The sequence below is a fragment of the Methylibium rhizosphaerae genome (assembly GCF_006386545.1).
GTDB lineage: Bacteria > Pseudomonadota > Gammaproteobacteria > Burkholderiales > Burkholderiaceae_C > Pseudorivibacter > Pseudorivibacter rhizosphaerae.
Genome location: NZ_SWAR01000034.1, coordinates 1 through 26,910, shown reverse-complemented (window position 1 = coordinate 26,910; position 26,910 = coordinate 1). Strand labels below are relative to the sequence as shown.

Annotated in this window: 24 protein-coding genes; 11 read left to right on the top strand and 13 right to left on the bottom strand. The window is 69.5% G+C overall.

Annotated elements, in window-relative coordinates; all coding sequences use genetic code 11:
- Positions 1–3: 3 nt before the first annotated feature.
- A complete protein-coding gene (gene dinB / locus E8D38_RS20985) occupies positions 4–1,269 on the bottom strand; it encodes a DNA polymerase IV (RefSeq protein WP_140635222.1) in 1,266 nt (421 codons plus the stop codon).
- Positions 1,270–1,590: 321 nt separating this feature from the next.
- On the opposite strand from dinB, the gene E8D38_RS20980 reads away from it, so the two are divergent.
- The 4 genes from E8D38_RS20980 to E8D38_RS20965 all read left to right on the top strand — a co-directional run bounded on the left by E8D38_RS20980 (position 1,591) and on the right by E8D38_RS20965 (position 4,330).
- The gene (locus tag E8D38_RS20980; RefSeq protein ID WP_140635220.1) at positions 1,591–1,965 is read left to right on the top strand and encodes a VOC family protein; all 375 of its coding nucleotides are present in this window, start codon (positions 1,591–1,593) and stop codon (positions 1,963–1,965) included.
- 6 nt (positions 1,966–1,971) lie between these two features.
- Positions 1,972–2,367 (top strand): GFA family protein, encoded by a 396-nt coding sequence (locus E8D38_RS20975; RefSeq protein WP_140635218.1) that lies wholly within the window; start codon positions 1,972–1,974, stop codon positions 2,365–2,367.
- A gap of 94 nt (positions 2,368–2,461) precedes the next feature.
- Positions 2,462–3,700, top strand: a complete 1,239-nt coding sequence (alaC, locus tag E8D38_RS20970; RefSeq protein WP_140635216.1) for an alanine transaminase — start codon at positions 2,462–2,464, stop codon at positions 3,698–3,700.
- A 249-nt stretch (positions 3,701–3,949) separates the two neighbouring features.
- Positions 3,950–4,330 carry a hypothetical protein gene (locus E8D38_RS20965; protein ID WP_140635214.1) on the top strand — a complete coding sequence of 127 codons (381 nt, stop codon included), beginning with the start codon at positions 3,950–3,952 and terminating at the stop codon, positions 4,328–4,330.
- Here E8D38_RS20965 and E8D38_RS20960 read toward each other — a convergent pair.
- The 3 genes from E8D38_RS20960 to argH form a co-directional block, all read right to left on the bottom strand.
- On the bottom strand, positions 4,249–5,286 hold the full coding sequence (locus E8D38_RS20960) for a formylglycine-generating enzyme family protein (protein ID WP_140635212.1): 1,038 nt from the start codon (positions 5,284–5,286) through the stop codon (positions 4,249–4,251). The two genes, E8D38_RS20965 and E8D38_RS20960, sit on opposite strands and share 82 nt — an antisense overlap.
- A 10-nt stretch (positions 5,287–5,296) precedes the next feature.
- Positions 5,297–6,223 carry an alpha/beta hydrolase gene (locus E8D38_RS20955; RefSeq protein WP_140635210.1) on the bottom strand — a complete coding sequence of 309 codons (927 nt, stop codon included), beginning with the start codon at positions 6,221–6,223 and terminating at the stop codon, positions 5,297–5,299.
- Between the two features lie 127 nt (positions 6,224–6,350).
- Positions 6,351–7,754 (bottom strand): argininosuccinate lyase, encoded by a 1,404-nt coding sequence (argH, locus tag E8D38_RS20950; protein WP_140635208.1) that lies wholly within the window; start codon positions 7,752–7,754, stop codon positions 6,351–6,353.
- Positions 7,755–7,859: 105 nt separating this feature from the next.
- Here argH and E8D38_RS20945 point away from each other — a divergent pair, with 105 nt between their 5' ends.
- Entirely contained in the window at positions 7,860–8,954 is a 1,095-nt protein-coding gene (locus tag E8D38_RS20945; RefSeq protein ID WP_140635206.1) for a sensor histidine kinase, read from the top strand.
- A gap of 28 nt (positions 8,955–8,982) precedes the next feature.
- Positions 8,983–9,747, top strand: a complete 765-nt coding sequence (locus tag E8D38_RS20940; RefSeq protein WP_140635204.1) for a LytR/AlgR family response regulator transcription factor — start codon at positions 8,983–8,985, stop codon at positions 9,745–9,747.
- Positions 9,748–9,791: 44 nt separating this feature from the next.
- Here the strand turns inward: E8D38_RS20940 and E8D38_RS20935 are convergent, their stop codons facing one another.
- The 4 genes from E8D38_RS20935 to E8D38_RS20920 form a co-directional block, all read right to left on the bottom strand.
- Entirely contained in the window at positions 9,792–10,226 is a 435-nt protein-coding gene (locus E8D38_RS20935) for a universal stress protein (RefSeq protein ID WP_140635201.1), read from the bottom strand.
- A gap of 116 nt (positions 10,227–10,342) precedes the next feature.
- The gene (locus E8D38_RS20930; protein ID WP_246099593.1) at positions 10,343–11,203 is read right to left on the bottom strand and encodes a sulfurtransferase; all 861 of its coding nucleotides are present in this window, start codon (positions 11,201–11,203) and stop codon (positions 10,343–10,345) included.
- Positions 11,200–12,093, bottom strand: a complete 894-nt coding sequence (locus E8D38_RS20925; protein WP_219851818.1) for a DMT family transporter — start codon at positions 12,091–12,093, stop codon at positions 11,200–11,202. The genes E8D38_RS20930 and E8D38_RS20925 overlap by 4 nt, the downstream gene beginning before the upstream one ends.
- 122 nt (positions 12,094–12,215) lie before the next feature.
- Positions 12,216–13,340: an aromatic ring-hydroxylating oxygenase subunit alpha gene (locus E8D38_RS20920; RefSeq protein ID WP_140635199.1), complete on the bottom strand. Its 1,125-nt coding sequence runs from the start codon at positions 13,338–13,340 to the stop codon at positions 12,216–12,218.
- Between the two features lie 240 nt (positions 13,341–13,580).
- On the opposite strand from E8D38_RS20920, the gene E8D38_RS20915 reads away from it, so the two are divergent.
- From E8D38_RS20915 to folE2, 4 genes are all read left to right on the top strand, one after another.
- Entirely contained in the window at positions 13,581–13,820 is a 240-nt protein-coding gene (locus E8D38_RS20915; RefSeq protein WP_140635197.1) for an exodeoxyribonuclease VII small subunit, read from the top strand.
- A gap of 32 nt (positions 13,821–13,852) precedes the next feature.
- Positions 13,853–14,743, top strand: coding sequence for a polyprenyl synthetase family protein (locus E8D38_RS20910; protein ID WP_140635195.1), 891 nt, complete (start codon positions 13,853–13,855; stop codon positions 14,741–14,743).
- Positions 14,744–14,748: 5 nt separating this feature from the next.
- Entirely contained in the window at positions 14,749–16,650 is a 1,902-nt protein-coding gene (gene dxs / locus E8D38_RS20905) for a 1-deoxy-D-xylulose-5-phosphate synthase (RefSeq protein ID WP_140635193.1), read from the top strand.
- Between the two features lie 131 nt (positions 16,651–16,781).
- A complete protein-coding gene (gene folE2, locus E8D38_RS20900; RefSeq protein WP_181179315.1) occupies positions 16,782–17,585 on the top strand; it encodes a GTP cyclohydrolase FolE2 in 804 nt (267 codons plus the stop codon).
- Between the two features lie 128 nt (positions 17,586–17,713).
- Here the strand turns inward: folE2 and selD are convergent, their stop codons facing one another.
- Entirely contained in the window at positions 17,714–18,778 is a 1,065-nt protein-coding gene (gene selD / locus E8D38_RS20895) for a selenide, water dikinase SelD (protein ID WP_140635191.1), read from the bottom strand.
- Between the two features lie 40 nt (positions 18,779–18,818).
- Here selD and senA point away from each other — a divergent pair, with 40 nt between their 5' ends.
- Positions 18,819–20,042 (top strand): selenoneine synthase SenA, encoded by a 1,224-nt coding sequence (senA, locus tag E8D38_RS20890; protein ID WP_140635188.1) that lies wholly within the window; start codon positions 18,819–18,821, stop codon positions 20,040–20,042.
- Here the strand turns inward: senA and E8D38_RS20885 are convergent.
- The 4 genes from E8D38_RS20885 to E8D38_RS20870 all read right to left on the bottom strand — a co-directional run.
- A complete protein-coding gene (locus tag E8D38_RS20885; protein WP_246099592.1) occupies positions 20,023–21,891 on the bottom strand; it encodes a sigma-54-dependent Fis family transcriptional regulator in 1,869 nt (622 codons plus the stop codon). The genes senA and E8D38_RS20885 overlap by 20 nt on opposite strands.
- A gap of 97 nt (positions 21,892–21,988) precedes the next feature.
- Positions 21,989–23,350 carry a UDP-glucose dehydrogenase family protein gene (locus tag E8D38_RS20880; protein WP_140635184.1) on the bottom strand — a complete coding sequence of 454 codons (1,362 nt, stop codon included), beginning with the start codon at positions 23,348–23,350 and terminating at the stop codon, positions 21,989–21,991.
- A gap of 82 nt (positions 23,351–23,432) precedes the next feature.
- Positions 23,433–25,970, bottom strand: a complete 2,538-nt coding sequence (locus tag E8D38_RS20875; protein WP_140635182.1) for a GspE/PulE family protein — start codon at positions 25,968–25,970, stop codon at positions 23,433–23,435.
- Positions 25,971–26,070: 100 nt separating this feature from the next.
- On the bottom strand, positions 26,071–26,910 hold an 840-nt coding region (locus E8D38_RS20870; RefSeq protein WP_140635180.1), incomplete at its 5' end, for a TRAP transporter large permease.

Sequence of the window (26,910 nt, the reverse complement as noted above, 5' to 3'; positions counted from 1 at the left end):
CCTTCAGATGAACAACCCGGGCGTGTAGGGCGCCTGCGGCTCCTCGGCACGCGGCGTGTCGTCGGCGAGAGCGGGCGAGGCACCCTTCTTCTTGCGCTTGCTTCGCTGCGCGGCCTCGAGCGCTGCGGCCGCATCGGCTGTCTTCAGCAGGGAGCCCATGCGCACGCCCAGCAGCCGCAGCCGCTTTTCGAGCGGCACGCGCTTGAGGCACTCGCCCGCCGCCCGGCGAATGGCCGCGAAGTCGCTGGTCCACACCTCAAGGGTGTGGTCGCGCGTAACGGTCTTGAAGTCGTCGTACCGCAGCTTGATGCCGATGGTGCGCCCCACGTAGCCCTTGCGCTGCAGGTCTTCGGCCAGGTGCTGGCACAACTGCGTGAAGATGGACGACAGCGCGGCGCGGTCACGCACTGCATGCAGGTCGCGCTCGAAGGTGGTTTCGTGGCTCATCGACACCGGCTCGCTGTGCGTGACCACCGGCCGGTCGTCGATGCCTCGCGCTGCGCGGTGCAGCCAGATGCCGTAGCTCTTGCCGAACTGCTCGACCAGCCAGGCGGGCTCGCACCGCGCCAGCTCGCCGACGGTGGTGATGCCCAGCTGCTGCAGCCGCGCGCCTGCCTTGGGGCCGATGCCGTTGATGCGGCGTACCGGCAGGGGCCAGATGCGGGTGGGGAGTTCGTCCGCGGCCAGCACGGTGAGGCCGTCGGGCTTGTCGAGCTCGGAGGCGATCTTCGACAGCAGCTTGTTGGGCGTGATGCCGATCGAGCAGGTGAGGCCGGTGGCCCGCCGCACGCTGTTCTTGATCTCCTGCGCCACCGCGCGCGCGCCGCCGAGCGGGTCGTGGCCCACGGTGTCTTGCGCGCCCGGCACGTCGGTGAGGTCGATGTAGATCTCGTCGATGCCGCGGTCTTCGATCACGGGGGCAACTTCTGCCACGGCCGCCTTGAACAGGCGCGAGTAGCGGCGATAGGCGTCGAAGTCGGTGGGCAGCAGCACCGCATCGGGTGCGCGCAGCGCTGCCTTCATGAGCCCCATGCCGGAGTGCACCCCGAAGTCGCGCGCGGCATAGGTGGCGGTGGTGACGACACCGCGGCCGGTGTAGTCGCGCAGGCGCGCGAAGCGACGGGTGCCGTCGGCCAGCTCTTCAGGCTGGTGCCGTCGCCCGCCGCCGATGACCACGGGCTGGTTCTGCAGCTCCGGATAGCGCAACAACTCGACGGACGCATAGAAGGCGTCCATGTCGAGGTGGGCGATCAGGCGGCGGCTTTGCATGCGGCTCGGGTGGACTTGTCTGCTGCGTCCGCAACGGTTGCCGGACGAGCAGCAGGCTGGCTAAGATGTCATGCCGGGCTGTATTTTCATACAGTACCTGGCGCAAAGCCAGCACTTCGTCGTGGCTCGCTTGAAAGGTCGCCTTGGTCGCAAGGCGCTCGTTGTCTATCATGCGCGCCGCGGCAAGCATCGACTGGCGCAACACACACGACACCGTCCTGGCTTCTGCTGCCCTGGCGTTGATCGTGGTCAGCGGCTTGCACACCTGGTCCATGCTGTCTTCGTGAGGGGTTGGGGCACACGCTTCAGGAGAGCACATCCATGTTCGATCACGTGAAGTTCGGAGTCAGCGACTACGCCGCGAGCAGGGCGTTCTTCCTCAAGGTGCTCGAGCCGCTCGGCGTGACCGTCGTCTCCGAGGGGGAGCCCTCCTACGGCGTCGAACTCAGTGCGGATGGCAAGTCCTCGTTGTGTCTTTGCCAGACCGAGGAAAGGCCAGCGCACCTGCACATCGCGTTCGTTGCCGAAACCCGCGGGCAGGTCGATGCCTTCCATCGCGCCGGCCTGGCAGCCGGCGGCAAGGACAACGGTGCGCCCGGCTTGCGCCCGCACTACCACGCGAACTACTACGCCGCCTTCGTCATCGGCCCCGATGGACACAACATCGAGGCGGTGTGCCACAAGCCCGACGCGTGAACCGACATGACCATACGTCTTGCCGCTTGCAGCTGCGGCCAGCTCACAGCACGGGTCACCGGCGAGCCGCTGCGGGTGTCCATCTGCCACTGCCTCGCCTGCCAACGGCGCACCGGCAGCGTCTTCGGCCAGCAGGCCAGGTTCCGTCGACAAGACGTTTCGCCTTCGGGCACCTCGTCGTTGTACGTGCGGGTCGGTGACGAAGGCTCGAAGGTCAAGTTCCACTTCTGCCCGCAGTGCGGATCAACCGTCTACTACGAGCTCGAAGGGTTGCCGGACCACCTGGCCATCCCCGTCGGCGCGTTCGCCGATCCGAGTTTTCCGGCGCCGCGTGTGTCGGTGTACGAGGAGCGAATGCACGGCTGGGTGGTCCCGCCTGCGGACGCCGAGCACATTCCCTGAGTGTGCCGTTGCGGCACGGGTGCGGTAGCATGCCCGGCGCCGCGCAAAGCGGCAACGTCGCTCGGACGGTTCCGGGCGCTTACGTGAGCACCACATGACCGCTTCATCCCAGGGCAAGCGCCGCTTCGCCCGCATCGATCGCCTGCCTCCCTACGTCTTCAACATCACGGCCGAATTGCGGCTGGCTGCCCGGCGACGCGGCGAAGACATCATCGACATGAGCATGGGCAACCCCGACGGCGCCACGCCCGCGCACATCGTGGCCAAGCTGGCCGAGGCGGCGCAGCGGCCCGACACGCACGGCTACTCGGCCTCCAAGGGCATCCCGCGGCTGCGGCGCGCCATCTCGCATTGGTACAAGAGCCGCTACGACGTCGACATCGACCCGGACACCGAAGCCATCGTCACCATCGGCTCGAAGGAAGGGCTGGCCCACCTGATGCTGGCCACGCTCGACCGCGGCGACACGGTGCTGGTGCCCGACCCGAGCTACCCGATCCACATCTACGGCGCGGTGATCGCCGGCGCAGACATCCGCTCGGTGCCGGTGTCGCCCGAGGTGGACTTCTTCGCCGAGCTCGAAAAGGCCATCCGCGGCAGCTACCCCAAGCCGAAGATGATGGTGTTCGGCTTCCCGTCCAACCCGACGGCCCAATGCGTGGAGCTCGAATTCTTCGAGCGGGTGGTGGCGCTGGCGCGCAAGCACGAGATCCTGGTGGTGCACGACCTCGCCTATGCCGACATCGTGTTCGACGGCTGGAAGGCCCCGTCGATCATGCAGGTGCCCGGCGCCAAGGACGTGGCGGTCGAGTTCTTCACCCTCAGCAAGAGCTACAACATGGCCGGCTGGCGGGTGGGCTTCATGGTGGGCAACGCCGACCTCGTGGCGGCGCTGGCGCGCATCAAGAGCTATCACGACTACGGCAGCTTCACGCCGGTGCAGGTGGCGGCCATCGCCGCGCTCGAGGGCGACCAGCAGTGCGTGAAGGACATCGCCGAGCGCTACCAGAGCCGGCGCGACGTGCTGGTGAAGGGCCTGAACGAAGCCGGCTGGCCGGTCGAGACGCCCAAGGCCTCGATGTACATCTGGGCCCGCATTCCGCAGCCTTACCGGGCGCTCGGCTCGCTGGAGTTCTCGAAGCAGCTGCTGGCCAAGGCCAAGGTCTCGGTCTCGCCTGGCATCGGCTTCGGCGACCAGGGCGACGAGCATGTGCGTTTCGCGCTGATCGAAAACGAGTCGCGCATCCGGCAGGCTGTGCGCGGCATCAAGGCGATGTTCCGCGCCGACGGCGTGGGCGCGCCCAGGGTCGCTGCCGACAAGAGCGCCGCCTGAGGGTGCCGGCAAAGCGCCAACTTCGTCACGGCTTCTGCGGGGCCGTGTTCGCGGCTTGGCGCAAACCCTTCCCTCAGGGTTTCATCTCGATACGATAGACACCACAAATGACAAGGCACGCCCTGCGCATGAACCGCGGGGCCTGCGCAGCGAGGGGCGTTCGACCCCTCCATCGCGCCGGCGGCCAAGACACGCGTGCCCTGGTTCTTTGCTGCGTGTGGCTGGGAGGCCACGGAACAGGAGCCTTATATGCACGTCATCACCGTGTCCCGCTCGCTGAGCGACCGCAATGCAGAACCCCGTGTGGTGCTCGGCACCGACGCGGCACAACGCGCCTTCGTCGGGGTGAGCCGCGGCGAACCGCCGGAGCTGCGCGCCTTCGTGTTCGTGCAGGTCGACCGTGTCACCGCGGCCGAGCTGGAGCGCGGCGCCGTGGACCTGCGCACGCTGATGGACGAGCGCTGCTGCGGCCTGGTGGTGCGCGCCTGCGGCGACGGACTGCCTGGCGAAGTGATGACCGGCGTGGTGGTGAACCTGGGCGCCGGTGGTTATCGCCCGGCGCCGCCAGCCGTGCCCGCAGCGGTGGCCGTGCCCGTCTCGCGAACGAGCCGCATCCCCACCAGCGTGTAGCGCGTCTGCGGCGAGTTCCAGTTTCGGAACGACGCCCGGGCGTACAACGCCCAGGTGTGCCAGGAGCCGCCGCGCCGCACCCGCACCGAGCCGTCGTCCGGGCCCTGCGGGTCGTCCTTCGGCGATCGTGCGTAGTAGTGCTCGCCGTACCAGTCGGCCACCCATTCCCAGGCGTTGCCGTGCATGTCGTAAAGGCCGAACGCGTTCGGCGCGAAGCTGCCCACCGGGGCGGTGAAGGCGAAGCCGTCGTGGCCGGGCAGCGCGAGCGCCTGCCATTGCGGCCAGTTCACCGCGGCGTCGGCATCGAAGGTGTTGCCTGACTTGAGCAGCGACAGGGGATCGTTGCCGCCTTGGTAGCGCGTGCCGGTGCCGCCGCGGCAGGCGTACTCCCATTCGGCTTCGGTGGGCAGCCGGTGGACCACGCCTTCGGTGGCGCTCAGCCAGCGCGCCAGCGCCACGGCGTCGTTCCAGGTCACGTTGACCACCGGGTGGTCATCGCCCTGCGCGAAGCCGGGGGCGCTCCACGAATACTTCGGGTCGCGGCCTTCGAAGGCATCGCCCCGTGCCGACGCGGCAGGGTCGTATCGCCGGTTGTAGCCATAGCCGCCGGTACCGTCGGTGATGGACTCCGGCGTGTAGCCCGAGGCAGCCAGGAAACGCCGGAACTGCCCGACCGTTACCTCGTGCTGCCCCATGTAGAAGGGGCGCGTGATGCGCACCTTGTGCGCCGGCGCTTCGTCGCCGAGCGACTCGAGGCGGCGGCGCTCGTACTGCGTGTAGTCGCGCGCCAGGCTCTCGGGCGACTCGTCGCTGCCCATCACGAACTCGCCGGCAGGCACCAGCACGAACTTCATGCCGAGCGAGTTCTCGACCTGGCGGGGCGGTTCACCCGCCTGCGCGGCGAGACCGAGCAGCGGCAGGGTCCAGGCCAGCGCAGCGTGCAGCAACGGTTGCATGCGCGGCAGGTTAACGGGTGGCCACCATCGCACCGGGTGGCGCCGCGTGCGGATTGGCGTTCGGTGTCGCGTGAACGAAACGCACCACGTCGTCGAGCACCGGGGCGATCCAGCGCAGCGGCCGAGCGAACGCGCCCACAAGGGTGGCGTGGCTCGCGCCGTCGTACCACTTCAGCGTGACGGGTGCGCCCGACGCCTGCAGCAGGCCCGCCATCTGCGCCGTGTTGCGTTGCGGATCGACCAGCTCGTCCAACGGCGCGGCGCCGAGGAAGGCGGGCAGTCGTGATTGCGCGGCATGCTGCAGCGGCTGCGATTCGGCCGGTGTGTCGGGGTGGTGGAACACCGGCTGCACCGTGGCGCTCCGGATGGGCAGGAAGTCGTAGGGGCCGGCCAGGCCGATCCAGCCGGCCAGCTGCCGCGGCGAAAGATCCTGCCCCGCGAGCCAGCGCGGATCGAGCGCCAGCATTGCGGCGTTGTAGGCGCCGGCGCTGTGGCCCATCACGAACACGCGCGTCGCATCCACCTTCCAGTGGCTGGCGCGGCGCATCGCCTGGGCGAGGGCCATCGCGGCGTCGTTCAGGAACTGCGGGTAGCTCACCTGCGGGTACAGCCGGTAGTCGGCCACCACGGTGACGATGCCCCGGGATGCGAGCGCTTCGCCGACATACCGGTAGTCGGCCTTGCGGCCCTGCGTCCAGGAGCCGCCGTAGAAGAACACCACCATCGGAAAGCCGGCGTCGGGAGCCGCAGTGCCGGCGTCCGGCTGGTAGAGGTCGAAGCGCTGGCGCGGGTCGGTGCCGTAGAAGATGTCGGGCGTGAGGACGTGGCTGCCTTGCGGCACCAGCACGCTCAGGGCGCGCGACGGTGCAGAGGCGGCCAGCGCCAGCAGCACGCAAAGCGCCACCAGGGCGGCGAGAACGAGGCGGGGCAGGGACATGGGCGGAACTACGCAGCGGACACCGCAACGGATGCAGGCTGCGCCGCATTACACCGGCCGGCGTGCCGAAGCGCAGCCCCGCGACTGCGTGGAAGTGCGTCGCGGGGCCGGCCCCAGGGAGGGGGGCTCAGGCGGCGCCGAGCCGCGCCCGGTGCCGGGCGATCTGCTGCCGCACCTGCACCGGCGCGGTGCCGCCCAGCACGGCTCGGGCGTTGAGCGAGCCGCGCAGCGTGAGCACGTCGAACACGTCGGCGCCGACGGCGGCATGGAAGCCCTGGAGCGTGGCCAGCGGCAGCTCCGCAAGGTCGACGCCTTGCTGCAACGCCTGCTTGACCGCGTGGGCCACCACCTCGTGCGCGTCGCGGAACGGCAGGCCCTTCTTCACCAGGTAGTCGGCCAGGTCGGTCGCGGTGGCATAGCCCTTGAGCGCCGCGCGCTCCATCGCCTCGGCCTTCACCGTGATGCCGCCCACCATCTCGCCCATGATGCGCAGGGTGTCGCGCAGGGTGTCCACCGTGTCGAACAGCGGCTCCTTGTCTTCCTGGTTGTCCTTGTTGTAGGTGAGCGGCTGGCCCTTCATCAGCGTGATGAGCCCCATCAGGTGGCCCACCACGCGGCCGCTCTTGCCGCGCGCGAGCTCGGCCACGTCGGGGTTGCGCTTCTGCGGCATGATCGACGAGCCGGTGCAGTAGCGGTCGGCCAGGTCGATGAAGCCGAAGTTCTGGCTCATCCACAGCACGATCTCCTCGGCCAGCCGCGAGACGTGCACCATGGTGATCGAGGCGAACGCGGCGAATTCCATCGCGAAGTCGCGGTCGCTCACCGCATCGAGGCTGTTCTGGCACACGCCTTCGAAGCCCAGAGTGCGCGCCACGCGCTCGCGGTCCAGCGGGTAGCTGGTGCCGGCCAGCGCTGCGGCGCCCAGCGGCAGCTGGTTCACGCGCTTGCGCACGTCGGCCAGGCGCTCGGCGTCGCGCTTGAACATCTCCACGTAGGCGAGCAGGTGGTGCGCAAAGCTCACCGGCTGCGCCACCTGCATGTGGGTGAAGCCGGGCAGGATGGTCTCGACGTTGCGCTCCGCCACGTCGACGAGGGCTGCCTGCATCTGGGTGAACAGCGGTGCCAGCGCGTCGATCTCCGCGCGCAGCCACAGCCGCACGTCGGTGGCGACCTGGTCGTTGCGCGAGCGGCCGGTATGAAGGCGCTTGCCGGCGTCGCCCACCAGCTGCGTGAGGCGGGCCTCGATGTTGAGGTGCACGTCCTCCAGGTCGAGCTTCCATTCGAAGCTGCCGGATTCGATCTCCTGCGTGATGGTGGCCATGCCGCGCTGGATGGCGGCATGGTCGTCGGCGCTGATGATGCCCTGCGCCGCCAGCATCTCGGCATGCGCCAGGCTGCCCTGGATGTCGGCACGCCACAGTCGCTTGTCGAAATCGACGCTGGCGGTGTAGCGCTTGACGAGCTCGCTCATCGGCTCGGAAAACAGGGCGGACCAGGCTTGCGCCTTCTTGTCGAGTTGGTTGCTGCTCATGATGGCTGGACGGGCGGCGCAGGTGCCGAGAACAAGCGGTCACCATACCGCTTGCGGCGCCCGGTGGGGGTTGGAGACAATGGATTGTAGGTAGCCCCACACCCCATGCCCGAGCAGACCGCTTCCTCCACGCTGGACCCTCACACCCGCCCGGGCGATCTGCGCGGCAGCACGGCTTTCGGCAACACCATCCTCGATGCGCTGCCGGCGGCCGGCCCGCTCGGGCCCGGCTCGCCTTTCGACGTGTGCCACGTCGGCGTGGTGCTGCGTGCGGTGCTGTTCGTGCACGGCGTGGTGGCCATCGGCGTGGCGTTCGTGAGCGGCGACCTCGTCGACTGGTTCATCGGCGTGGCCACCGCGTCGGCCGTCGCACTGCCTGCGGTGCTGCTGTGGCTGGTGGTGGCCTGCGTGGGCAAGACGCGTCTGACCAGGTTGTCCGAAAGCTGGCAATGGGTCGCCGCAGTGGCGCTGGGCGCCTTCTGCGGCTTGTATGGCTGGTGGCAGCTGCAGCTGTCCGGCGTGATGCCCCTGGACGAGTGGCGCTGGATCGCGCCGCTGCTGGCGGGGGCCGCCATCTCGGCGGCCATCTTCCACTGGCTGCGCCTGCGGGCTCGGGGTGCATTGCCTGCGGCCACCGCCGCGAGGCTGGCCGAACTGCAGTCGCGCATCCGGCCGCACTTCCTGTTCAACACGCTCAACACGGCCATCGCCCTGGTGCGGCTGGACCCCGGGCGCGCGGAAACAGTCCTGGAAGACCTGTCGGAGCTGTTCCGTGTGGCACTCACCCATGGCGATGCACCGGTCACGCTCGGCGAGGAGGTCGAGCTGGCGCAGCGCTACCTGGCCATCGAGCAGATCCGCTTCGGCGACCGGCTGAAGGTGCAATGGGAGCTCGACGAAGGGGCTGACGATGCGAAACTGCCGCCTCTGCTGCTGCAGCCGCTGGTCGAGAACGCCGTCAAGCACGGCATCGAGCCAGCCCCGGCAGGCGGTGTCATCCGCGTGCGCAGCCGCGTGAAGCGAGGCCATGCCGTCGTGTCGGTGACCAATACGCTGCCCGCTGTGCCCGGCCTGCCCGGCCATGGCATCGCGCTGCGCAACGTGCGCGAGCGGCTGCGCCTCATGCACGACGTGGCCGCGCAGTTCGAGGCCGGCGTTCAGGGCGACACCTATCGCGTTCAGATCGTCGTACCGCTGTAGAACAATCAACCAGGGAGGAGCAGGTTCGATGCTGCGTGTGCTGATCGTTGACGATGAGGACCTGGCGCGTTCGCGCCTGAAGCTGCTGGTGGCCGACTGCGTGGATCCGCCGGCCCAGGTGGTGGCCGAGGCCCCCAACGCCTCCCAGGCGCTGGCCTGGCTGGCGATGCACAGTGCCGACGTGCTGCTGCTCGACGTGCAGATGCCCGGCCTGGTCGGCACGGAGCTGGCAGCGCGACTGAAGCTCCAGGCCAACCCGCCGGCCGTCGTGTTCGTCACCGCGCATGCCGAACATGCGCTCAAGGCCTTCGAGCTCGACGCGGTGGACTACCTGACCAAGCCGGTGCGGCGCGAGCGCCTGCAGGCGGCGCTTGCGCGCGTGGCGCAGCGCCGTGCCAAGGCGACGCCCGTGCCGGCGGCCGGAGGCGACGAGCCGATGCTGGTGGTCAGCGACCGCGGCCGCATCGTGCGCGTGCCGGTGCACGAGGTGCTGTATCTCAAGGCGGAGCTCAAGTACGTGACGCTGCGAACCGCCGTGCACACCTATGTGCTCGACGATGCGCTCACCGACCTGGAGCATCGACTGGGGGCGGACTTCCTGCGCGTGCACCGCAATGCCCTGGTGGCGCGCCGCGCCGTACGAGCACTCGAGCGCCGGCCCCTCGAAACGCCCGGCGAGGACGAAGCGGCCGAAGGCTGGGCGGTGCGGGTGAGTCCCACCGACGAATGGCTGGCGGTGTCGCGCCGGCAAGTCGCAGCCGTGCGAGAGGCGCTCGTGGGTAGTGATCAGTGACCTGTCACTGGTCACTGATCACCAGTCACTGCTGAAAGGAAAGGCTATCGAACCACCAGCACCGGAATGGTGGTGTGCGTGAGCACCTTCTGGGTTTCGCTGCCGAGCAGCAGGGCGCTCATGCCGCGGCGGCCGTGCGAGGCCATCACGATGAGGTCGCAGCCCTGGGTCTTGGCATGTTCGATGATGGCTTCCCAGGGGTGCAGGGCTTCCACCGTGTGCGCGTCGCAGGCCAGGCCCGCCTCGGCGCATGCACTTTTCACCGCGTCGACGTGGCGCGCGGCGATCTGCTGCTGGGTGTCGTAGAACTCCTGCGGCGGCACGGGCTGCATCTCGGAAATGGCGCTGTAGGGGAAGGGCTCCTTCACGGCCAGCGTGCTGACCTTCGCGCCCAGCGTCCGGGCCAGGGACACGGTGGCCGAGACGGCTTTCGCGGTGATCTCGGAGCCATCGGTGGGAACGAGAATGTGGCGGTACATGCTCACCTCCATCAGCGGACACGCGGGAGTGCGGTCCTTCGATGATGCTCCGGCACTCGCCGTTTGTGCAGCTTGATCTTTGTCAGCGATTCCACCGAGCGGCCGTCGGCCCAGGACTACCCCTTGGCCACCGGACGCGCCGGATCGGCGCACCACTCGCTCCATGAGCCGGGGTAGAGCGCCGCGCCGGTGAGCCCGGCGGCTTCCATCGCCAGCAGGTTGTGGCAGGCGGTGGCGCCCGAGCCGCACTGGTGCACCGCCTCGGCCGGCGGGCGGCCTGCCAGCAGCAGCGCGAACTCCTCGCGCAGGCGCTCGGCCGGCTTGAAGCGGCCGTTGCTGCCGAGGTTGAGGATGAAGGGGCGGTTCAGGGCGCCAGGGATGTGGCCGGCCACAGGGTCGAGCGGCTCGATGTCGCCGCGGAAGCGTTCGGGCGCCCGGGCGTCGACGAGCCGCACCTTGCCGAGCTGCTGCTGCAGCGTGCCGGCATCGACCATGGCCACCAGCGGCTCGCGCGCCGGGTAGGGCGGCGCGCCGCGCGGCACGACGGTGGCGGACTCGAGCGGCAGGCTTGCTTCGGCCCAGGCGTTCGCCGCGCCGTCGAGCACTGCCACGAGCGGGTGGCCCAGCCATCGCAGCATCCACCAGACGCGTGCGGCAAACATGCCGCCCTGGCGGTCGTAGACCACCACCGGCGTCACCGGAGTGATGCCCAGGCGGCCGGCCGTGGCGGCGAAGGTCTCGCGGTCGGGCAGCGGGTGGCGGCCGTTGCGGCCGGTCTTGGGAGCGCTCAGGTCGCGGTCGAGATGCACGTACAGCGCCCCCGGCAGGTGTCCCTGCGCGTAGGCGCGTTCACCCGCGGCCGGATCGGTGAGGTCGAAGGTGGCGTCCAGCAGCACCAGCGGCGTGCCGGCGGCCTTCAGGCCGTGCAGCGTTGCGGCGTCGATCAGCGGGGTGGGGAAATGAGGCATCGCGGTCATGATTCCAGCGTCGAGTTGGGAGCGTCCTTGGGCGCCACGGCCAGGCGCAGGCGCGCGGCGCCAATGCCTGCCGCCACCACCAGCACCATGCCCCCCAGCGCCATCCAGGTGAGCGGGTCGTCGAACAGCAGCACACCATACAGGCAGGAGAACGCGATGCCCAGATACTGCATGCTCGCGTTGACCAGGGTCTTGCCGATGGCATAGGCGCGTGTCATGAGCAGTTGCGCCACGGTGGCCGACACGCCCACCGCCAGCAGCAGCGCCACCCCGTAGAGGCTGTGGGCATGCAGCCCGCCGGTGGCCAGCGTAACCAGCGCGCCGGCCGCCACGCCCCCCAGCGAGAAATAGAACACCACCCGGTACTCGGGTTCGCCGACGCGGCCCAGGGCGGTGATCTGGAGGTAGGCCATGGCCGACAGCATGCCCGACAGGAGACCCATCAAGCCGTGCCAGAGCTGGTCGCGCTCGATGGTGGGCCGCAGGATCAGCGCCACGCCGACGAAGCCGACCAGCACGGTGCCGATGAGCCTCGCATCCACCCGCGAGCCGCCCAGCATGACGGCGCCGCCGATGAGGAACAGCGCCATCCACACCGACGACATGTAGTTCAGCGTCATCGCGGTGGCCAGCGGCAGGTTGCCGATGGCGTAGAACCACAGGCACAGCGCGCTCACGCCGGTGAGGCTGCGCCAGAAGTGCATGCCCGGCACGCTGGTGGCGAGGCTGCCGCCGCGCACGCGCGCCAGCGTGGCGATCATCGCCGCACCCACCAGGCCCCGGTACATCACGATCTCGCCCGCACCGTAGAGCGCAGAGGCCAGCTTGACGCACACCCCCATGCTGGCGAACAGGAAGGTGGCCAGGAGCATCAGCAGGGGTGCGGACATGTGGAGAGCAGGTTCCTATCCGGTGCAGCAGCACCATTGAGGCGCAGCGAGCCAGTGGACGCCGCGGATCCGGCTTTGCCGGTCCGCCGGCGTCGCCCCCTCGAGGGGGAGCGCCGAAGGCGCTACAGGGGGGGGCCCATGACCTTGCGGTACCACTCATGGAAGTGCTGCATGCCGTCTTCCATCGGGCTCTGGTACGGGCCGACCTCGTTGTCGCCGCGCTCCATCAGGGCACGCCGACCGGCGTCCATGCGCAGGGCGATCTCGTCGTCCTCGACGCAGGTCTCCATGTAGGCAGCCTGCTGCGCTTCGACGAACTCGCGCTCGAACGCATGGATCTCCTCGGGGTAGAAGAACTCCACCACGTTGAGCGTCTTCTGCGGGCCGCGCGGATGCAGCGTGGACACCACCAGCACGTGCGGATACCACTCGACCATCACCGTCGGGTAGTAGGTGAGCCAGATGGCGCCCTGCAAGGGTGCCGTGCCGCCGCGGAAGTTCATCAGTGCGTCATGCCACTTCCGGTAGACCTCGGAGCCTGGACGGCCCAGCGCCTGGCCGCCGGCATTGGCCACGCCCACCGTCTGCACCGAGTAGTTGCGCCCCATCTCCCAGCGCAGGTCTTCGCAGGTCACGAAGTTGCCGAGGCCGGGGTGGAACGGGCCGACGTGGTAGTCCTCCAGGTAGACCTCGATGAAGGTCTTCCAGTTGTAGTCGCACTCGTGCAGGTGGGCACGGTCGAACACGTAGCCGCTGAAGTCGAGTTCGGCATGCGGGCCCAGGCCGGCCAGCTCGGCGCCGATGTCACGGCCGTTGTCTTCGAACAGCAGGCCGTTCCAGTTGCGCAGCTTGTAGTTGTTCAGGTGCAGGCACGGGTCGTCGGCGAAGTGCGGCGCGCCCACCAGCTGGCCTTCGAGGTCGTAGGTCCAGCGGTGCAACGGGCAGACGATGTTGGCCTTCGTGTTGCCGCGTCCCTTGAGCATGACGGCCTGCCGGTGGCGGCACACGTTGGAGATGAGCTGCACGCCGTTGGGCGTGCGCACCAGCGAACGGCCTTCGCCTTCGTGCGACAGCGTGTGATAGTCGCCGACCTCGGGCACCGAGAGTTCGTGCCCCAGGTAGCGAGGACCGCCATGGAAGATGAGTTCGAGCTCCCGCCGGTAAAGATCGTCATCGAAATAGCTCGAAACGGGCAGCTGCGTGCGGCTGCGTTCGAGGGCTTCCAGCGTGATGCTCAGGTCGGACATGATCCCCAGGATCTCCAAAAACCGATGTCAAACCCCCACCCGGCCGAGCCTGCGTTCTGGGCACGGCAATTGGGTGAGACGGGACGCCACAGGCGAACCGGCGATTGTACCCACGCGGGTGCGGTGGGCCAGAAGGTCGCTCCGGTGCCAGGCCGGTTGGAGTGTTATCCCCAAAAGGAGGGCGTGCGGCACTACGTCGGGGCATGGCCGCTGACTACAATCGCGCTTTCACAAAACGAAATGTCGAACAGCTCTCTTTCCGCCTCGGCGGCCGAACCGGCGACCTATGAGGACGCCCTGGCCGAACTGGAACGCCTGGTTGCGGCAATGGAGGCAGGCCAGCTGCCGCTGGACCAGCTGCTGCACAGCTACAAGCGTGGCGCCGAGCTGCTGAACTTCTGCCGCGGGCGGCTGGAAGCCGTCGAGCAGCAGGTCAAGGTGCTGGAAGACGGCCAGCTCAGGCCCTGGACCGAGGTCTAGGCCCTGTCGACGCGACGACGCTTACCTAGCCGATGAAACGCGACGCTTTCGAATCCTGGGCCCGCAGCGAGCTCGATGCGGTGGAGGCCGCGCTCGATGCCTTCGTGCCCGCGCAGACGCCCGCCGGGCTCGGCGAGGTGATGCGCTATGGCGTGCTCGACGGCGGCAAGCGCCTGCGCCCGCTGCTCGTGCTCGCCGCGGCCCAGGCGGTCCATGGCCAGCGCGAGGCCGCCATGCGCGCCGCCTGCGCGGTGGAGCTCATCCACGCCTATTCGCTGGTGCACGACGACATGCCCTGCATGGACAACGACGTGCTGCGGCGAGGCAAGCCCACGGTGCACGTGCAGTACGGCGAGGCCCGCGCCATGCTGGCCGGCGACGCGATGCAGGCGCTGGCCTTCGAGGTGCTCACGCCCGAGGGCGGCCTGGTGCCGCCGCAGCTGCAGGCCCGCCTGTGCGGGCTGCTGGCCCGTGCCGCCGGCCATGCCGGCATGGCCGGCGGCCAGGCGGTCGACCTCGCCAGCGTGGGCCAGCCCCTGTCGGAGCAGGCGCTGCGCGACATGCATCGCCGCAAGACCGGCGCGCTGCTGCAGGCCAGCGTGCTGATGGGCGCCGCTTGCGGCGACACCACGCCGGCCGCATGGGAGGCGCTGTCCGACTACGGCGCTGTGCTCGGGCTGGCCTTCCAGGTGGTGGACGACATCCTCGACGTCACCCAGGCCTCCGAAACGCTGGGCAAGACCGCCGGCAAGGATGCCGACAACAACAAGCCGACCTACGTGTCCCTCATGGGCCTGGAGCGGGCCTCCCGTTACGCCGGAGAGCTGCGCGAACAGGCCCAGGCGGCCCTGGTGCGCAGCGGCCTGGTCGACGTGGTGTGGCTGAGCCTGCTGGCCGACAAGGTCGTCGACCGCCAATCCTGAACGCGATGATGAACCACCCTCTGCTCTCCACGATCGACAGCCCGGCCGACCTCAAGCGCCTGGGCCGCGCCGAGCTCCAGCAACTGGCCTCGGAGCTGCGCGACTACGTGCTGCAGAGCGTCTCCAAGACCGGCGGCCACCTGTCGTCGAACCTCGGGACGGTGGAGCTCACCATCGCGCTGCACTACGTCTTCGACACCCCGCATGACCGGCTGGTGTGGGACGTGGGCCACCAGACCTATCCGCACAAGGTGCTGACCGGCCGGCGCGACCGGCTGAGCACACTGCGCCAGCTCGGCGGCATCAGCGGCTTTCCGCGCCGCGACGAAAGCGAGTACGACACCTTCGGCACCGCCCACTCGTCGACCTCGATCTCCGCCGCGCTGGGCATGGCCACGGCCGCGCAGCTCAAGGGCGAGAACCGCCACACGGTGGCCATCATCGGCGACGGCGCCATGACGGCCGGGATGGCCTTCGAGGCGCTCAACAACGGCGGCATGCCGCATGCGGGCAGGGTGCCCAACATGCTGGTGGTGCTCAACGACAACGACATGTCGATTTCGCCGCCGGTGGGGGCACTCAACAAGTACCTCGCCCGGCTCATGAGCGGCCGCTTCTACGGCGCCGCGCGCGAAGGCGCCAAGGCCGTGCTCAAGAACGCGCCGCCGCTGTTCGAGCTGGCGCGCCGCTTCGAGGAGCATGCCAAGGGCATGGTGGTGCCCGGCACCATCTTCGAGGAGTTCGGCTTCCACTACGTGGGCCCGATCGACGGCCACGACCTCGATGCGCTGATCCCCACGCTGGAGAACCTGCGCGACAAGCCGGGTGCGCAGTTCCTGCACGTGGTCACGAAAAAGGGCTACGGCTACAAGCTGGCCGAGGCCGACCCGATCAACTACCACGGCCCCGGCAAGTTCGACCCGGCGGTGGGCCTGCAGAAGCCGGCCACGCCGCCCAAGCCCACCTTCACCCAGGTGTTCGGCCAGTGGCTGTGCGACATGGCCGAAGCCGACAAGCGGCTGGTCGCCATCACACCGGCCATGCGTGAAGGCTCCGGCATGGTCGAGTTCGAGAAGCGCTTCCCGGAGCGCTACCACGACGTGGGCATCGCCGAGCAGCATGCGGTCACCTTCGCGGCCGGCCTTGCCTGCGAGGGGCTCAAGCCGGTGGTGGCGATCTACTCCACCTTCCTGCAGCGTGCGTATGACCAGCTGATCCACGACGTGGCCATCCAGAAACTGCCGGTCGTGTTCGCGCTCGACCGCGCCGGCATCGTGGGCGCCGACGGCGCCACCCACACCGGCGCCTACGACGTTGCCTACCTGCGCTGCATCCCGCACACCAGCATCCTGGCGCCCGCCGATGAAAACGAGTGCCGCCAGGCCCTCACCACCGCATTCCGGCAGGACCATCCGGTGGCGGTGCGCTACCCGCGCGGCAGCGGCGCGGGCGTGGCGGTGCAACCCGAACTCACCGAGCTGCCCTGGGGCCGCGGCGAGGTGCGCCGCCATGGCAAGCGGGTGGCGATCCTGGCCTTCGGCACGGTGCTGTATCCGGCGCTGCAGGCAGCCGAGCGCCTCGACGCGACGGTGGCCAACATGCGATTCGTGAAGCCGCTCGATGTCGAGCTCGTGAAGGAGCTGGCCCGCAGCCACGAAGCCATCGTGACGGTCGAGGAAGGCTGCACCATGGGCGGCGCCGGCAGCGCGGTGGCCGAAGCCCTGCATGCCGCCGGCATCACCACCCCGATGCTGATGCTCGGGCTGCCCGACGAATTCGTGGAGCACGGCGACCCGGCCAGGATCCTGGCGCTGTGCGGGCTCGATGCCGCGGGCATCGAGCAGTCGGTGCTCAAGCGCTTCGGCGGCAAGCTCGCGCTGGTGCGCCCGGCCGCCGTCAACGGTTAACCCAGCTATCGCCCCGAATTTCCCATAGCCCCCGCGCGAGACGGGGGCAGGCGAACGATGCGATCCTTGGCGCCCTGGCGGAGCGACGCGGCCCGAGGCCCCTGGCCCCAAGGTGCCGCCCAACATTGCGTATGAACGACCTGACCCATCCCCTGACGCCGGTCCTGCAGATCCCGGACACCCAGAGCGAGCGCGACGAACGCCACCTCGCCATCCAGCGTGTGGGCGTGCGCGACCTGCGCTATCCGCTGCAGCTGCGCGTGGGCGAAACCGTGTCACCCACCGTGGCCACCTGGTCGCTCGACGTGGCGCTGCCGGCCGAGCAGAAGGGCACGCACATGTCGCGCTTCGTGGCCTGGCTCGACGGCCTGAACAAGCCGCTGGACGCCGGCGCGCTGCGCGAGGAGCTGGCGGCCATGCTCGAGCGGCTGCACGCGAGCGAAGGCCGCATCGAGGCGCGCTTCCCGTTTTTCATCCGCAAGCTGGCGCCGGTGTCCGGCGTTGCCAGCCTGATGGACTACCAGGGCGCCTGGATCGCCGAGCGCCGCGCCGGCGAGACCCGCATCTGGGCCGAGGTGGTGGTGCCGGTGAAGAGCCTGTGCCCCTGCTCGAAGGAAATCTCCGACTACGGTGCGCACAACCAGCGCTCGAACGTCACCATCCGCGTGGAGCTCAAGCAGGCCATCGGCTGGGACGAACTGGTGCGCTTCGCCGAAGAAAGCGCGTCGAGCGAGATCTGGGGCCTGCTCAAGCGGCCCGACGAGAAGTGGATCACCGAGCGCGCCTACGAGAACCCGAAGTTCGTCGAGGACCTGGTGCGGGACGTGGCGTTGCGCCTGAATGCGGACCCGCGCGTGGGGCGCTATCGCGCGACGGTCGAGAACTTCGAGTCGATACACAACCACTCGGCATTCGCCATCATCGAGAGGGAATGACGGCCCCTCGTCCGGCGAGTACGCCGGCCGATCCCCCGGGGGGATGCGGGCCGGCTTGGGAGCGGCCCGGCGCGGCGGCCCAAAGCGATGACACTCAAGGCGACCGCCGTGCCGTCACCAGGCTGCGTCTAGATGACTTCGAGGCCGGCCGATCCCTCCAGCACCTCTCCGATCACCGCCGCCCGCTCGAACCCGTCGCGGCGAAACGCCGCCAGCACCTCGTCCACCGCCTCGGGCGCACACGACACCAGCAGCCCGCCGCTGGTCTGCGGATCGGTCAGCAGCGCACGCTCCACGTCTGCAAAGCCCTGCGGCAGGTTGACCTCGGCGCCGTAGCTCGCCCAGTTGCGGCCCGAGGCGCCGGTCACCAGGCCCTGCGCTGCCAGTTCACGCACGCCTTCGAGCACCGGCACCGCCGACCAGTCGATCCGCACCGTGCAGGCCGCGCCGCGCGCCAGCTCCAGCGCGTGGCCGGCCAGGCCGAAGCCGGTCACGTCGGTCAGTGCATGCACGCCGGGCAGCTCGGCCAGCGCAATGCCCGGCGTGTTGAGCCGCGTGGTCGTGTCGATCATCTGCCGGTAGCCCTCGGCCCCGAGCTTTTCCTTCTTCAGGGCGGCTGACAGCACGCCCACGCCCAGCGGCTTGCCCAGCACCAGCCGGTCGCCGGGTTCCGCATCGGCATTGCGCTTCACCCGCGACGGGTGCACCAGGCCCAGGGCCACCAGCCCGTAGATCGGCTCGACCGAGTCGATGCTGTGTCCGCCGGCGATCGGGATGCCGGCCGCGCGGCACACGCTTTCGCCGCCGGCCAGCACGCGGGCGATGGTCTCGTGCGGCAGCACGTTGATCGGCATGCCCACCAGCGCCAGCGCCATGATCGGCCGCCCGCCCATCGCATAGACGTCGGAGATGGCATTGGTGGCGGCGATGCGCCCGAAATCGAACGGGTCGTCGACGATGGGCATGAAGAAGTCGGTCGTGGCGATGAGCGCCTGCTCGTCGTTGAGCCGGTAGACCGCCGCATCGTCGGCCGTCTCGATGCCCACCAGCAGTTCGGGCGGCATGGGCAGTCGGGCGGTGTCCTTCAGGATCTGCGACAGCACGCCGGGTGCGATCTTGCAGCCGCAGCCGCCGCCGTGCGACAGAGAGGTCAGCCGGGGAGGAAGGGCCGGGGAGGTAGGGGCGCTGTTCATGCTGGTGTTGCGATGGGGTGCGCGATGCACAATGCGCGGGATGTTTGCCCTCGACACCGCTGCAGCCGTTGACACGCCGGCCATACGCACGGCAGGGCGCGAGCTGTTGTCGCTGGCCTTGATGGACGCGCGCAATCATACGTTGCGCCTGTTCGCGGCCTACGAAGCGGCGCTGGCGGAGCGCGGCTTCGTGGTGCCCAAGCGGCCCGAGCTGGAGCCGCCGCTGTGGCTGCTGGGCCACCTGGGCTGGTTCCAGGAGTTCTGGATCGCGCGCAACGTGGAGCGCCATCGCGGCGCTGCCTGCGATCCCTCGCGGCCCAAGCTCGCCTCCATCGAGTCCTCGGCCGACCGCTGGTACGACCCGCGTTCGGCGCTGCCCATCCGGCGCTGGGACCTCGACCTGCCCGACCTCGAGGCGACCCGCCACTACCTGGTCGACACGCTCGAGACCACGCTCGACCTGCTGGCCGGCACCGAGGACGGCGATGACACCCTCTACTTCTACCGGCTCGCCGTGCTCTATGAAGACGGCGTCGGCGAGGCGCTTGTGCGCATGGCCCAGACGCTCGGCTTCGCGGTGCCGGTGCCGCCGGCGCCGCAGGCGGTGCCGCTGCGCGACGCCCTGAGCGTGCCGGCGCGGCGCTGGCAGCTCGGCACCGGGCCCGGCGGCTTCGCCTTCGACCATGAGCAGCCGGCCCACGAGGTGGCCGTGCCGGAGTTCGAGATCGATGCGCAGCCGGTGTGCTGGGCGCAATATGCCGAGTTCGTCGAGGACGGCGGCTACGACGAGCGCCGCTGGTGGACCGGCGAGGGCTGGGACTGGATAGAGGCCGAGGCGCGGCGCTGCCCCCGCCATGTGGAGCAGCTGCGCCAGGGCGTGATGGCGCACCGTTTCGGCCGGCTGGCGCGCGTGCCGCTCGAGCAGCCGGTGCTGCATGTGAGCGCCCACGAGGCACAGGCCTGGTGCCGCTGGGCCGGGCGACGCCTGCCGACCGAGGTGGAATGGGAGCTCGCCGCCAGCACGCTGGCCAGCCGCGGTTTCCGATGGGGCGAGGTGTGGGAATGGACGGCCACGCCCTACCGGGCCTACGCGGGTTTCGCCGTGGCGCCCTGGCGCCTGCAGGCGCCGCAGTTCGGCACGCACCAGGCGTTGCGTGGCGCCTCCTTCGCGACACGCGGGCGGCTCAAGCACCCGCGCCACCGCGCCAGTGCGCCCCTGGTGCGCGACGACCTGTTCTGCGGCTTCAGGTCCTGCGCGGCCTAGCGGTGCCCCGCAGCTTGCGGTAGATGGTGTTGCGGCTCACGCCCAGGCGGCGTGCTGCTTCCGACACGTTGCCCTGCGCCTGTTCGAGCGCTGCATGCACGCTGGCCATCTCGACGTCATGCAAGGTGGCCGCCGCCCCTGTGCGCAGCGCCTGCTGCGGCGCTGGTTCCGCCTCTTGCAGCAGAGAAGGCGGCAGGTGTTCGGGCAGCAGCACGGGCGCATCACCGGCCAGCTGCACCGCCACCTGCAGCGCATGGACAAGCTGGTGCAGGTTGCCCGGCCAGGCCAGCCGCTTCAGCACGTCCTGCAACGCGGGGCTGATCGCCGGCGCCCGACTTTCGCCGCACACCCTGGCGAGGACTGCGCCGGCCAGGGCGACGATGTCGGTGCGCCGGCGCAGCGGCGGCAGCTGCAGGGCAAGGCCTTCGACCCGGAACAGCAAGTCGTCGCGGAACCGGCCTTCGCGCACCAGCGCATGCAGATCACAGCGGGTGGTGGCGAACACCGCCCGGCCGGGGTCCGACGCGATGCCGTGGACCACCCGCCCCTGCAACGGCAGCGGCAACGCCTCGATGTCGTCGAGCAGCAGGCTGCCGCCTTCGGTGCGCGACAGCGCCGCCTGCAACACGGCCTCGAGCTGCCCGGGCGGCAGGGCGGCGCAGCGCAGCACCTGCCAGGGCTGGCTCCGGCGGCGCGAGGCATGGTGCACCGCATGGGCCAGCCACTCCTTGCCGGTACCGGTCTCGCCGCAGAAGAGCAGGGGCACCGCCGTGCTGTCGAGCAGCAGCTTGAGCTGGTGCACGACGGTGTGCATGCGGGCATCGCCGGTGTCGAAGTCGTCGAGGCCGAGCGGCGCGGGGCCGGCCGGCGCCAGGCTGGCCGCTGCCGGCGGCGGCGCTGCCGGCAACGCCGCTTCGCGCTGCGCAGGCCGGCCGTAGTGGCTCTGCACATGCAGCACCGTGCCGCCCGGCCGGGTGATGGTCATCGGCACCGGCAGGGGCCGGCGGGCCAAGTCGATCGCCTCGCCCACCGAAACGCCGAACAGCGCCTGGATGGGGTGCATGCGCAGTGCCAGCGCCGACAGCTGCAGCAGCTCCTGGGCGCTGCGGTTGGCCCCCAGGCAGCGGCCGTCGTCGCCCACCGCGACGATGCCTTCCATCAGCGTGCCCAGGTATTCGGGCCGGGTGTGGAAGTGCAGGCGCAGCACGTGGCGAAAGTCGTCGGCCAGCCAGTGGTTCTCGATCATGCGGGCCGACATCTTGACCAGCCCCATGGTGTGGCGGTGGTAGGAGCGGTGGTCGCCGGTCACGTCGAGCACGCCCAGCACATGGCCGCGCGGATCGACGATGGGCGTGGCCGAGCAGGTGAGGAAGTGGTTGGCATGCAGGTAGTGCTCGTCGGCATGCACGAGGGTGGGCAGCTCGTCGACCAGCGCGGTGCCGATCGCGTTGGTGCCCTTCGACGGCTCCGACCAGTTCACGCCGGGCGCCAGCGCCACCTTCGCTGCCCGCTCGAGGAAGTCGTCGTCGCCCACCGCATGCAGGATGGTGCCGCGCGCATCGGTGAGCACCACCATGCTCTGCGTGTTGACGATCTGCTCGAGCAGCAGGTCCATCACCGGCGCCGCGTGGGTGAACAGCCGCTGGTTGCGCTCGCGCGCCGTCGCCAGGTCGGCGCGCGGCAGCCGGGCGAGGTCGAGCGACTCGATGCGGCTCAGGCCCTGGGTGGTGCAGCGCAGGTGCGACGCTTCGATGCGCTGCAGGTGGGCAGGATCGCGCGGCAGCATGGACGCCGCCAGCGGCGCGACCAGATCGCCGCGCCGGGCTGCTACGGAATGTCTCGGACTCATGGCCATGTGCTGCCTTGTGCCGTGGACGATCCGGCCATGCTAGGCCAATCGCTGCGGCAGCGCAGGGTGGTTGACCCTAGCAGCCTGCCGGGAGCGCCTACGCCGCCCTCAGCAGCTCGCAGGCGCCCGGTGCCACGCCAGGGCGCCCGATGCAGTGGTATTCGAAGCCGAGGCTGCGCATCAGTTCCGGTTCGTAGAGGTTGCGGCCGTCGAACACCAGCGGTTGCTGCAGCGCCGCGCGGATGCCGTCGAAGTCCGGCGTGCGGAATTCCTTCCATTCGGTGACGATCACCAGCGCCTGCGCGCCGTGCAGTGCGGCATGGGCCGACTCGCAGAAGGCGAGCCGCGGCGTGCCGTCGAGCACGCGTTGTGCCTCCTTCATGGCCACCGGGTCATAGGTCTGCACACGGGCGCCGCGACGGGCCAGCTCGGCGATCAGCGTGCGGCTGGGGGCCTCGCGCATGTCGTCGGTGTTGGGCTTGAAGGCCAGGCCCCACACCGCGAAGGTCAGGCCGCCCAGGTCCGGGCCCAGCCGCTCGACGATCTTGTCGGCCAGCACCAGCCGCTGCCGGGCATTGATGGCCTCCACCTCGCGCAGCAGCGAGAGCGGGGCACCGGCCTCGCGGGCGGTGGCCATCAGGGCCTGCAGGTCCTTGGGGAAACACGAGCCGCCCCAGCCGCAGCCGGCATACAGGAAGTGCGAGCCGATGCGCGGGTCGGAGCCGATGCCCAGGCGCACCGCCTCGATGTCCGCACCCAGCCGCTCGGCCAGGTGCGACAGCTCGTTCATGAAGCTGATGCGCGTGGCCAGCATCGCGTTGGCGGCGTACTTGGTGAACTCCGCGCTGCGCAGGTCCATCATCAGCATGCGGTCGCGGTTGCGCACGAAGGGCGCATACAGCGCGCGCATCAGCAGCAGCGCGCGCTCGTCGTCGCCGCCCACCACGACGCGGTCGGGCCGCATGAAGTCGGACACGGCGGCGCCTTCCTTCAGGAACTCCGGGTTGGAGACCACCGCGAAATCCACCTGCAGGCCCCGGCGCTGCAGTTCTGCGCGCACCACCGAGCGCACCTGGTCGCCGGTGCCCACCGGCACGGTGCTCTTGTCGATCACGACCTTGTAGTCGGTCATGTGCCGGCCGATCTGGGCCGCCGCCGCCAGCACCTGGCCCAGGTCGGCCGAGCCGTCCTCGCAGGGCGGCGTGCCCACCGCGATGAACTGCAGGGTTCCGTGGCCCACCGCATGTTCCACACCAGTGGTGAACTGCAGCCGCCCGCCGGCCATGTTGCGCGACACGATCTCCTGCAGGCCGGGCTCGTGGATCGGCAGTCCGCCGCCTTGCAGCAGGGCCACGCGCCGGGGATCCACGTCGAGGCACACCACATGGTTGCCCATCTCGGACAGGCAGGCGCCCGTCACCAGCCCCACGTAGCCTGCGCCGAAGACGGTGATCTTCATGGCCCGCCAAGGTAAGGGCGGGCCATGAAGGCGGCATGACAGCGCCGCGAACGCCGCGTGACGCCGCGTGACGCCGCACAGGCTACACGTTGCTGGTCGCCCGCACCTCTTCGATGCTCGTCACGCCCATCAGCACCTTCTCGATGCCGTCCTGCCGCAGCGTGCGCATGCCTTCGCGCAGGGCCGTCTGCTGCAGCTCCTCGGCGCGTGCGCCGGTCTGGATGAGGCGCCGCAGCTCGCGGCTGATGGCCATCAGCTCATGCAGGCCGGCGCGACCCTTGTGGCCGGTGTGGCCGCACTTCTCGCAGCCCGGCCCGTGGAAGTGCATCAGCCTGCCGTCGCGGCCGAAGCGCTCGAGCCATTCCTTCATCACCGCGTCGCGCGAGAAGCGCGCGTCGCCGGGGGGGCACACATGCAGCCAGTCGGCCATCAGTTCGTCGACCTCGTCGGTCGTGGCCTCGCGGGCGACAGTGCAGTGGCTGCACAGCCGGCGCACCAGGCGCTGCGCGAGCACCACCAGCAGCGAGTCGGCGAAGTTGAAGGGGTCCATGCCCATGTCGAGCAGGCGTGTCACCGTCTCGGGCGCGCTGTTGGTGTGCAGCGTCGAAAGCACCAGGTGGCCGGTGAGCGAGGCTTCGATGCCCATGCTGGCGGTTTCCTGGTCGCGCATCTCGCCGACCATGATCACGTCCGGGTCGGCGCGCAGGAAGGCTCGCAGCGCCTTGGCGAAGGTCCAGTCGATCTTGGCGTTCACCTGCACTTGGCGCAGCCCCGGCTGGGTGATTTCCACCGGGTCTTCGGCCGTCCAGATCTTGCGTTCGGGCACGTTGATGTGGCTGAGCGCCGAATGCAGCGTGGTGGTCTTGCCCGAGCCGGTGGGGCCGACACACAGCACCATGCCGTAGGGCCGCTCCATCGCCTGCTTCAGGTTCGCGAGGTTGTAGGGCGACAGGCCCAGCTTGTCCATCGGCAGCGGCTTGGCCGAGGCCAGGATGCGCATCACCACGTCTTCCAGGCCGTTGGCGGTGGGAATGGTGGCCACCCGCAGCTCGATCTTGTGCTGCGGCGAGATCTTGGCGAAGTTGATCTTGCCGTCCTGCGGCTTGCGACGCTCGGAGATGTCGAGGTCGGCCATGATCTTGACCCGCGCGATGGCGGCGCTGCGGTAGTTGTGCGGCAGCTCGAGGTGGGGGCGCAGGATGCCGTCCTTGCGGAAGCGGATCTTCATCTTGTCGCGGCCCGGGTAGCTCTCGATGTGGATGTCCGAGACGCCCTGGGTGTGGGCCTCGATGATCATCTGGTTGATGAGCCGCACCAGCGAGTTGTCGCTCTGCTCGATCTGCCGGTCTTCCTCGAGCTGGACCGAGTTGGCCTCGTTTTCCTTCTCGAGCGAGGCCACCAGCTCGTTGCTGTCCACCGGGGTGAACTCGATGGGCGCGGCGAGGTTGAGGTTGAAGCGGCCCGAGACGTCGGCGCCGATCTTCTCGTAGGCGCCGCGCACCGCCTCGTCGATGCTGCCGTGCCTGGCGAGCACCGGCACGATCTTCATCTGCGAGGCGAACTCCAGCTCGTCGATGGTGACCCGCGCGCCCGGGTCTTCCATGGCCACCACCAGCGAGCCGTCGCGCACGAGCAGCGGCAGCACCTTCAGGCGGGCGGCCATGGCATACACCACCTTGCGCAGGGCCTCCGGCTCGATGGGGAAGTGCTTCAGGTCCACCACCGGGTAGCCCATCTTGCGCGCGAGCGCGGCCTGCAGGTCGTTGCGCGACACCAGCTTGAGCCGCACCAGCAGCTCGCCCAGTGGCACGCTGCGGTCGCGCTTCTGCTCGGCCAGCGCATCGTCGAGCTGCGCCTGGGTGATGAGCTCCATCGCGATCAGCGCTTCGCCGATGCGCACCATCGGCATCCTGCTCTGCTGCTCGATGGCGGCCAGCAGCTGCTCGGGCGAGACCACGTGCCTGGTGACCAGGATGTCGCCCAGCTTCTGGCTGCGCAGCTGCTGCTGCATGTCCACCGCCTGCTCCACCTGCTCGGGCGTCGCGGCCTGCGCCTGCACCAGCATTTCGCCGATGCGCGGGCCCAGCTCGAACGAGGTGTAGTTCTCGCGCGGCACGAACATGCGCTGGATGCGGCCGCTGAGGCCGTCGTCGGCCGGCGGAAACAGGAACAGGCCGAAATCGGCTTCGACATGGCCGATGGTCTGGCCGGCCAGCTCGCCGCCGCCCGCCAGCAGCACCCGGAAGGTCGAGACCGGCCGATGGCCCAGCATGTCGGCATGCGGGTCGCCACCCCTGGGCCCGCCGCCGGGCTCCAGCGGCTCGGTGATGGTGATCTGCCGGAACTGCGAGAAACGCAGCGGCAGCGTGGTGCGGGCCGGCGGCACCTGCACATGGGCCACGCCTTCGTCGGGCACGAAGAAGATGAGCCGCCCGCGGGTGAGCTTGCCGTTCAGGCCTTCGATCTCGCAGGCTTCGGCCATGCGCTGCTCCTGGGCGGCCGGGTAGCTGGCGAAGGGCGGCGTGGGCCAGCGGTAGCTGGCGTGCCGGGCCTTCTCGGGCTCGGCGCCTTCCGGCTTGCGGAAGGTCCACATCAGGGGCTGCGGCGAAAGGTCGGACATGGGCTGGCTCGGGCAGGGCGGACGGTCGGTCGTCCACCTTGCATGCTAGGCAGGCCGGGGCGGCACGAAGGCCTGAATAGCGCCGCTTTGCGGCGCCTTCTCAGCGCTCGCGGCCCATCACCGCGTCGGGCAGCCAGGTCACGATGCCCGGGAACAGCGTGATGAGCGCGATGCAGACCACCAGGCACAGGAAGAAGGGGACGGCGGCACGGGCAATGGTGTTGCTGTCCTTGCCGGTCATGTTCTGCAGCACGAACAGATTGAAGCCCACCGGCGGCGTGACCTCGGCGATCTCGACCAGCAGCACGATGAAGATGCCGAACCAGATGAGGTCGAAGCCCGCCTTCTGGATCATCGGCAGCACCACCGCCGAGGTGAGCACGATCATGCTGATGCCGTCGAGCGCGGTGCCGAGCACGAGGTACACCAGCACCAGTGCGGCGATCAGCGCATAGGGGCTCAGCTGCAGGCTGTCGACCCACTCGGCCAGCTCGCGCGGGATGCCGGTGAAGGCCATGGTCTTGGTGAGGAAGGCCGCCCCCGCGAGGATGAACATGATCATGCAGCTCACCCGGGTTGCGCTCTGCAGGCCTTCCCAGAAGTTGCGCCAGGTGAGGTTGCGGCTGGCGGCCGCGATGAGCAGCGAGCCGAGCACGCCATAGGCGGCGCATTCGGTGGCGGTGGCCCAGCCGGCCACCAGCACCCACACGATGAACACGATCAGCAGGCCGCAGGGAATGAGGCTGCCCGAGCGGCGCAGCTTCTCGGCCAGGCTGGTGGGTGCCTCGGCAGGCGGCACGCGCTGCGGATTCGCGAGGCTCCACCAGGCGATGTAGCCGGAGAACAGCAGCATCAGCAGGAGGCCGGGCAGGAAGCCGGCCAGGAAGATGCGGATGATCGACGCATCGGCCGCCACCGCATACACCACCATCGTGATCGA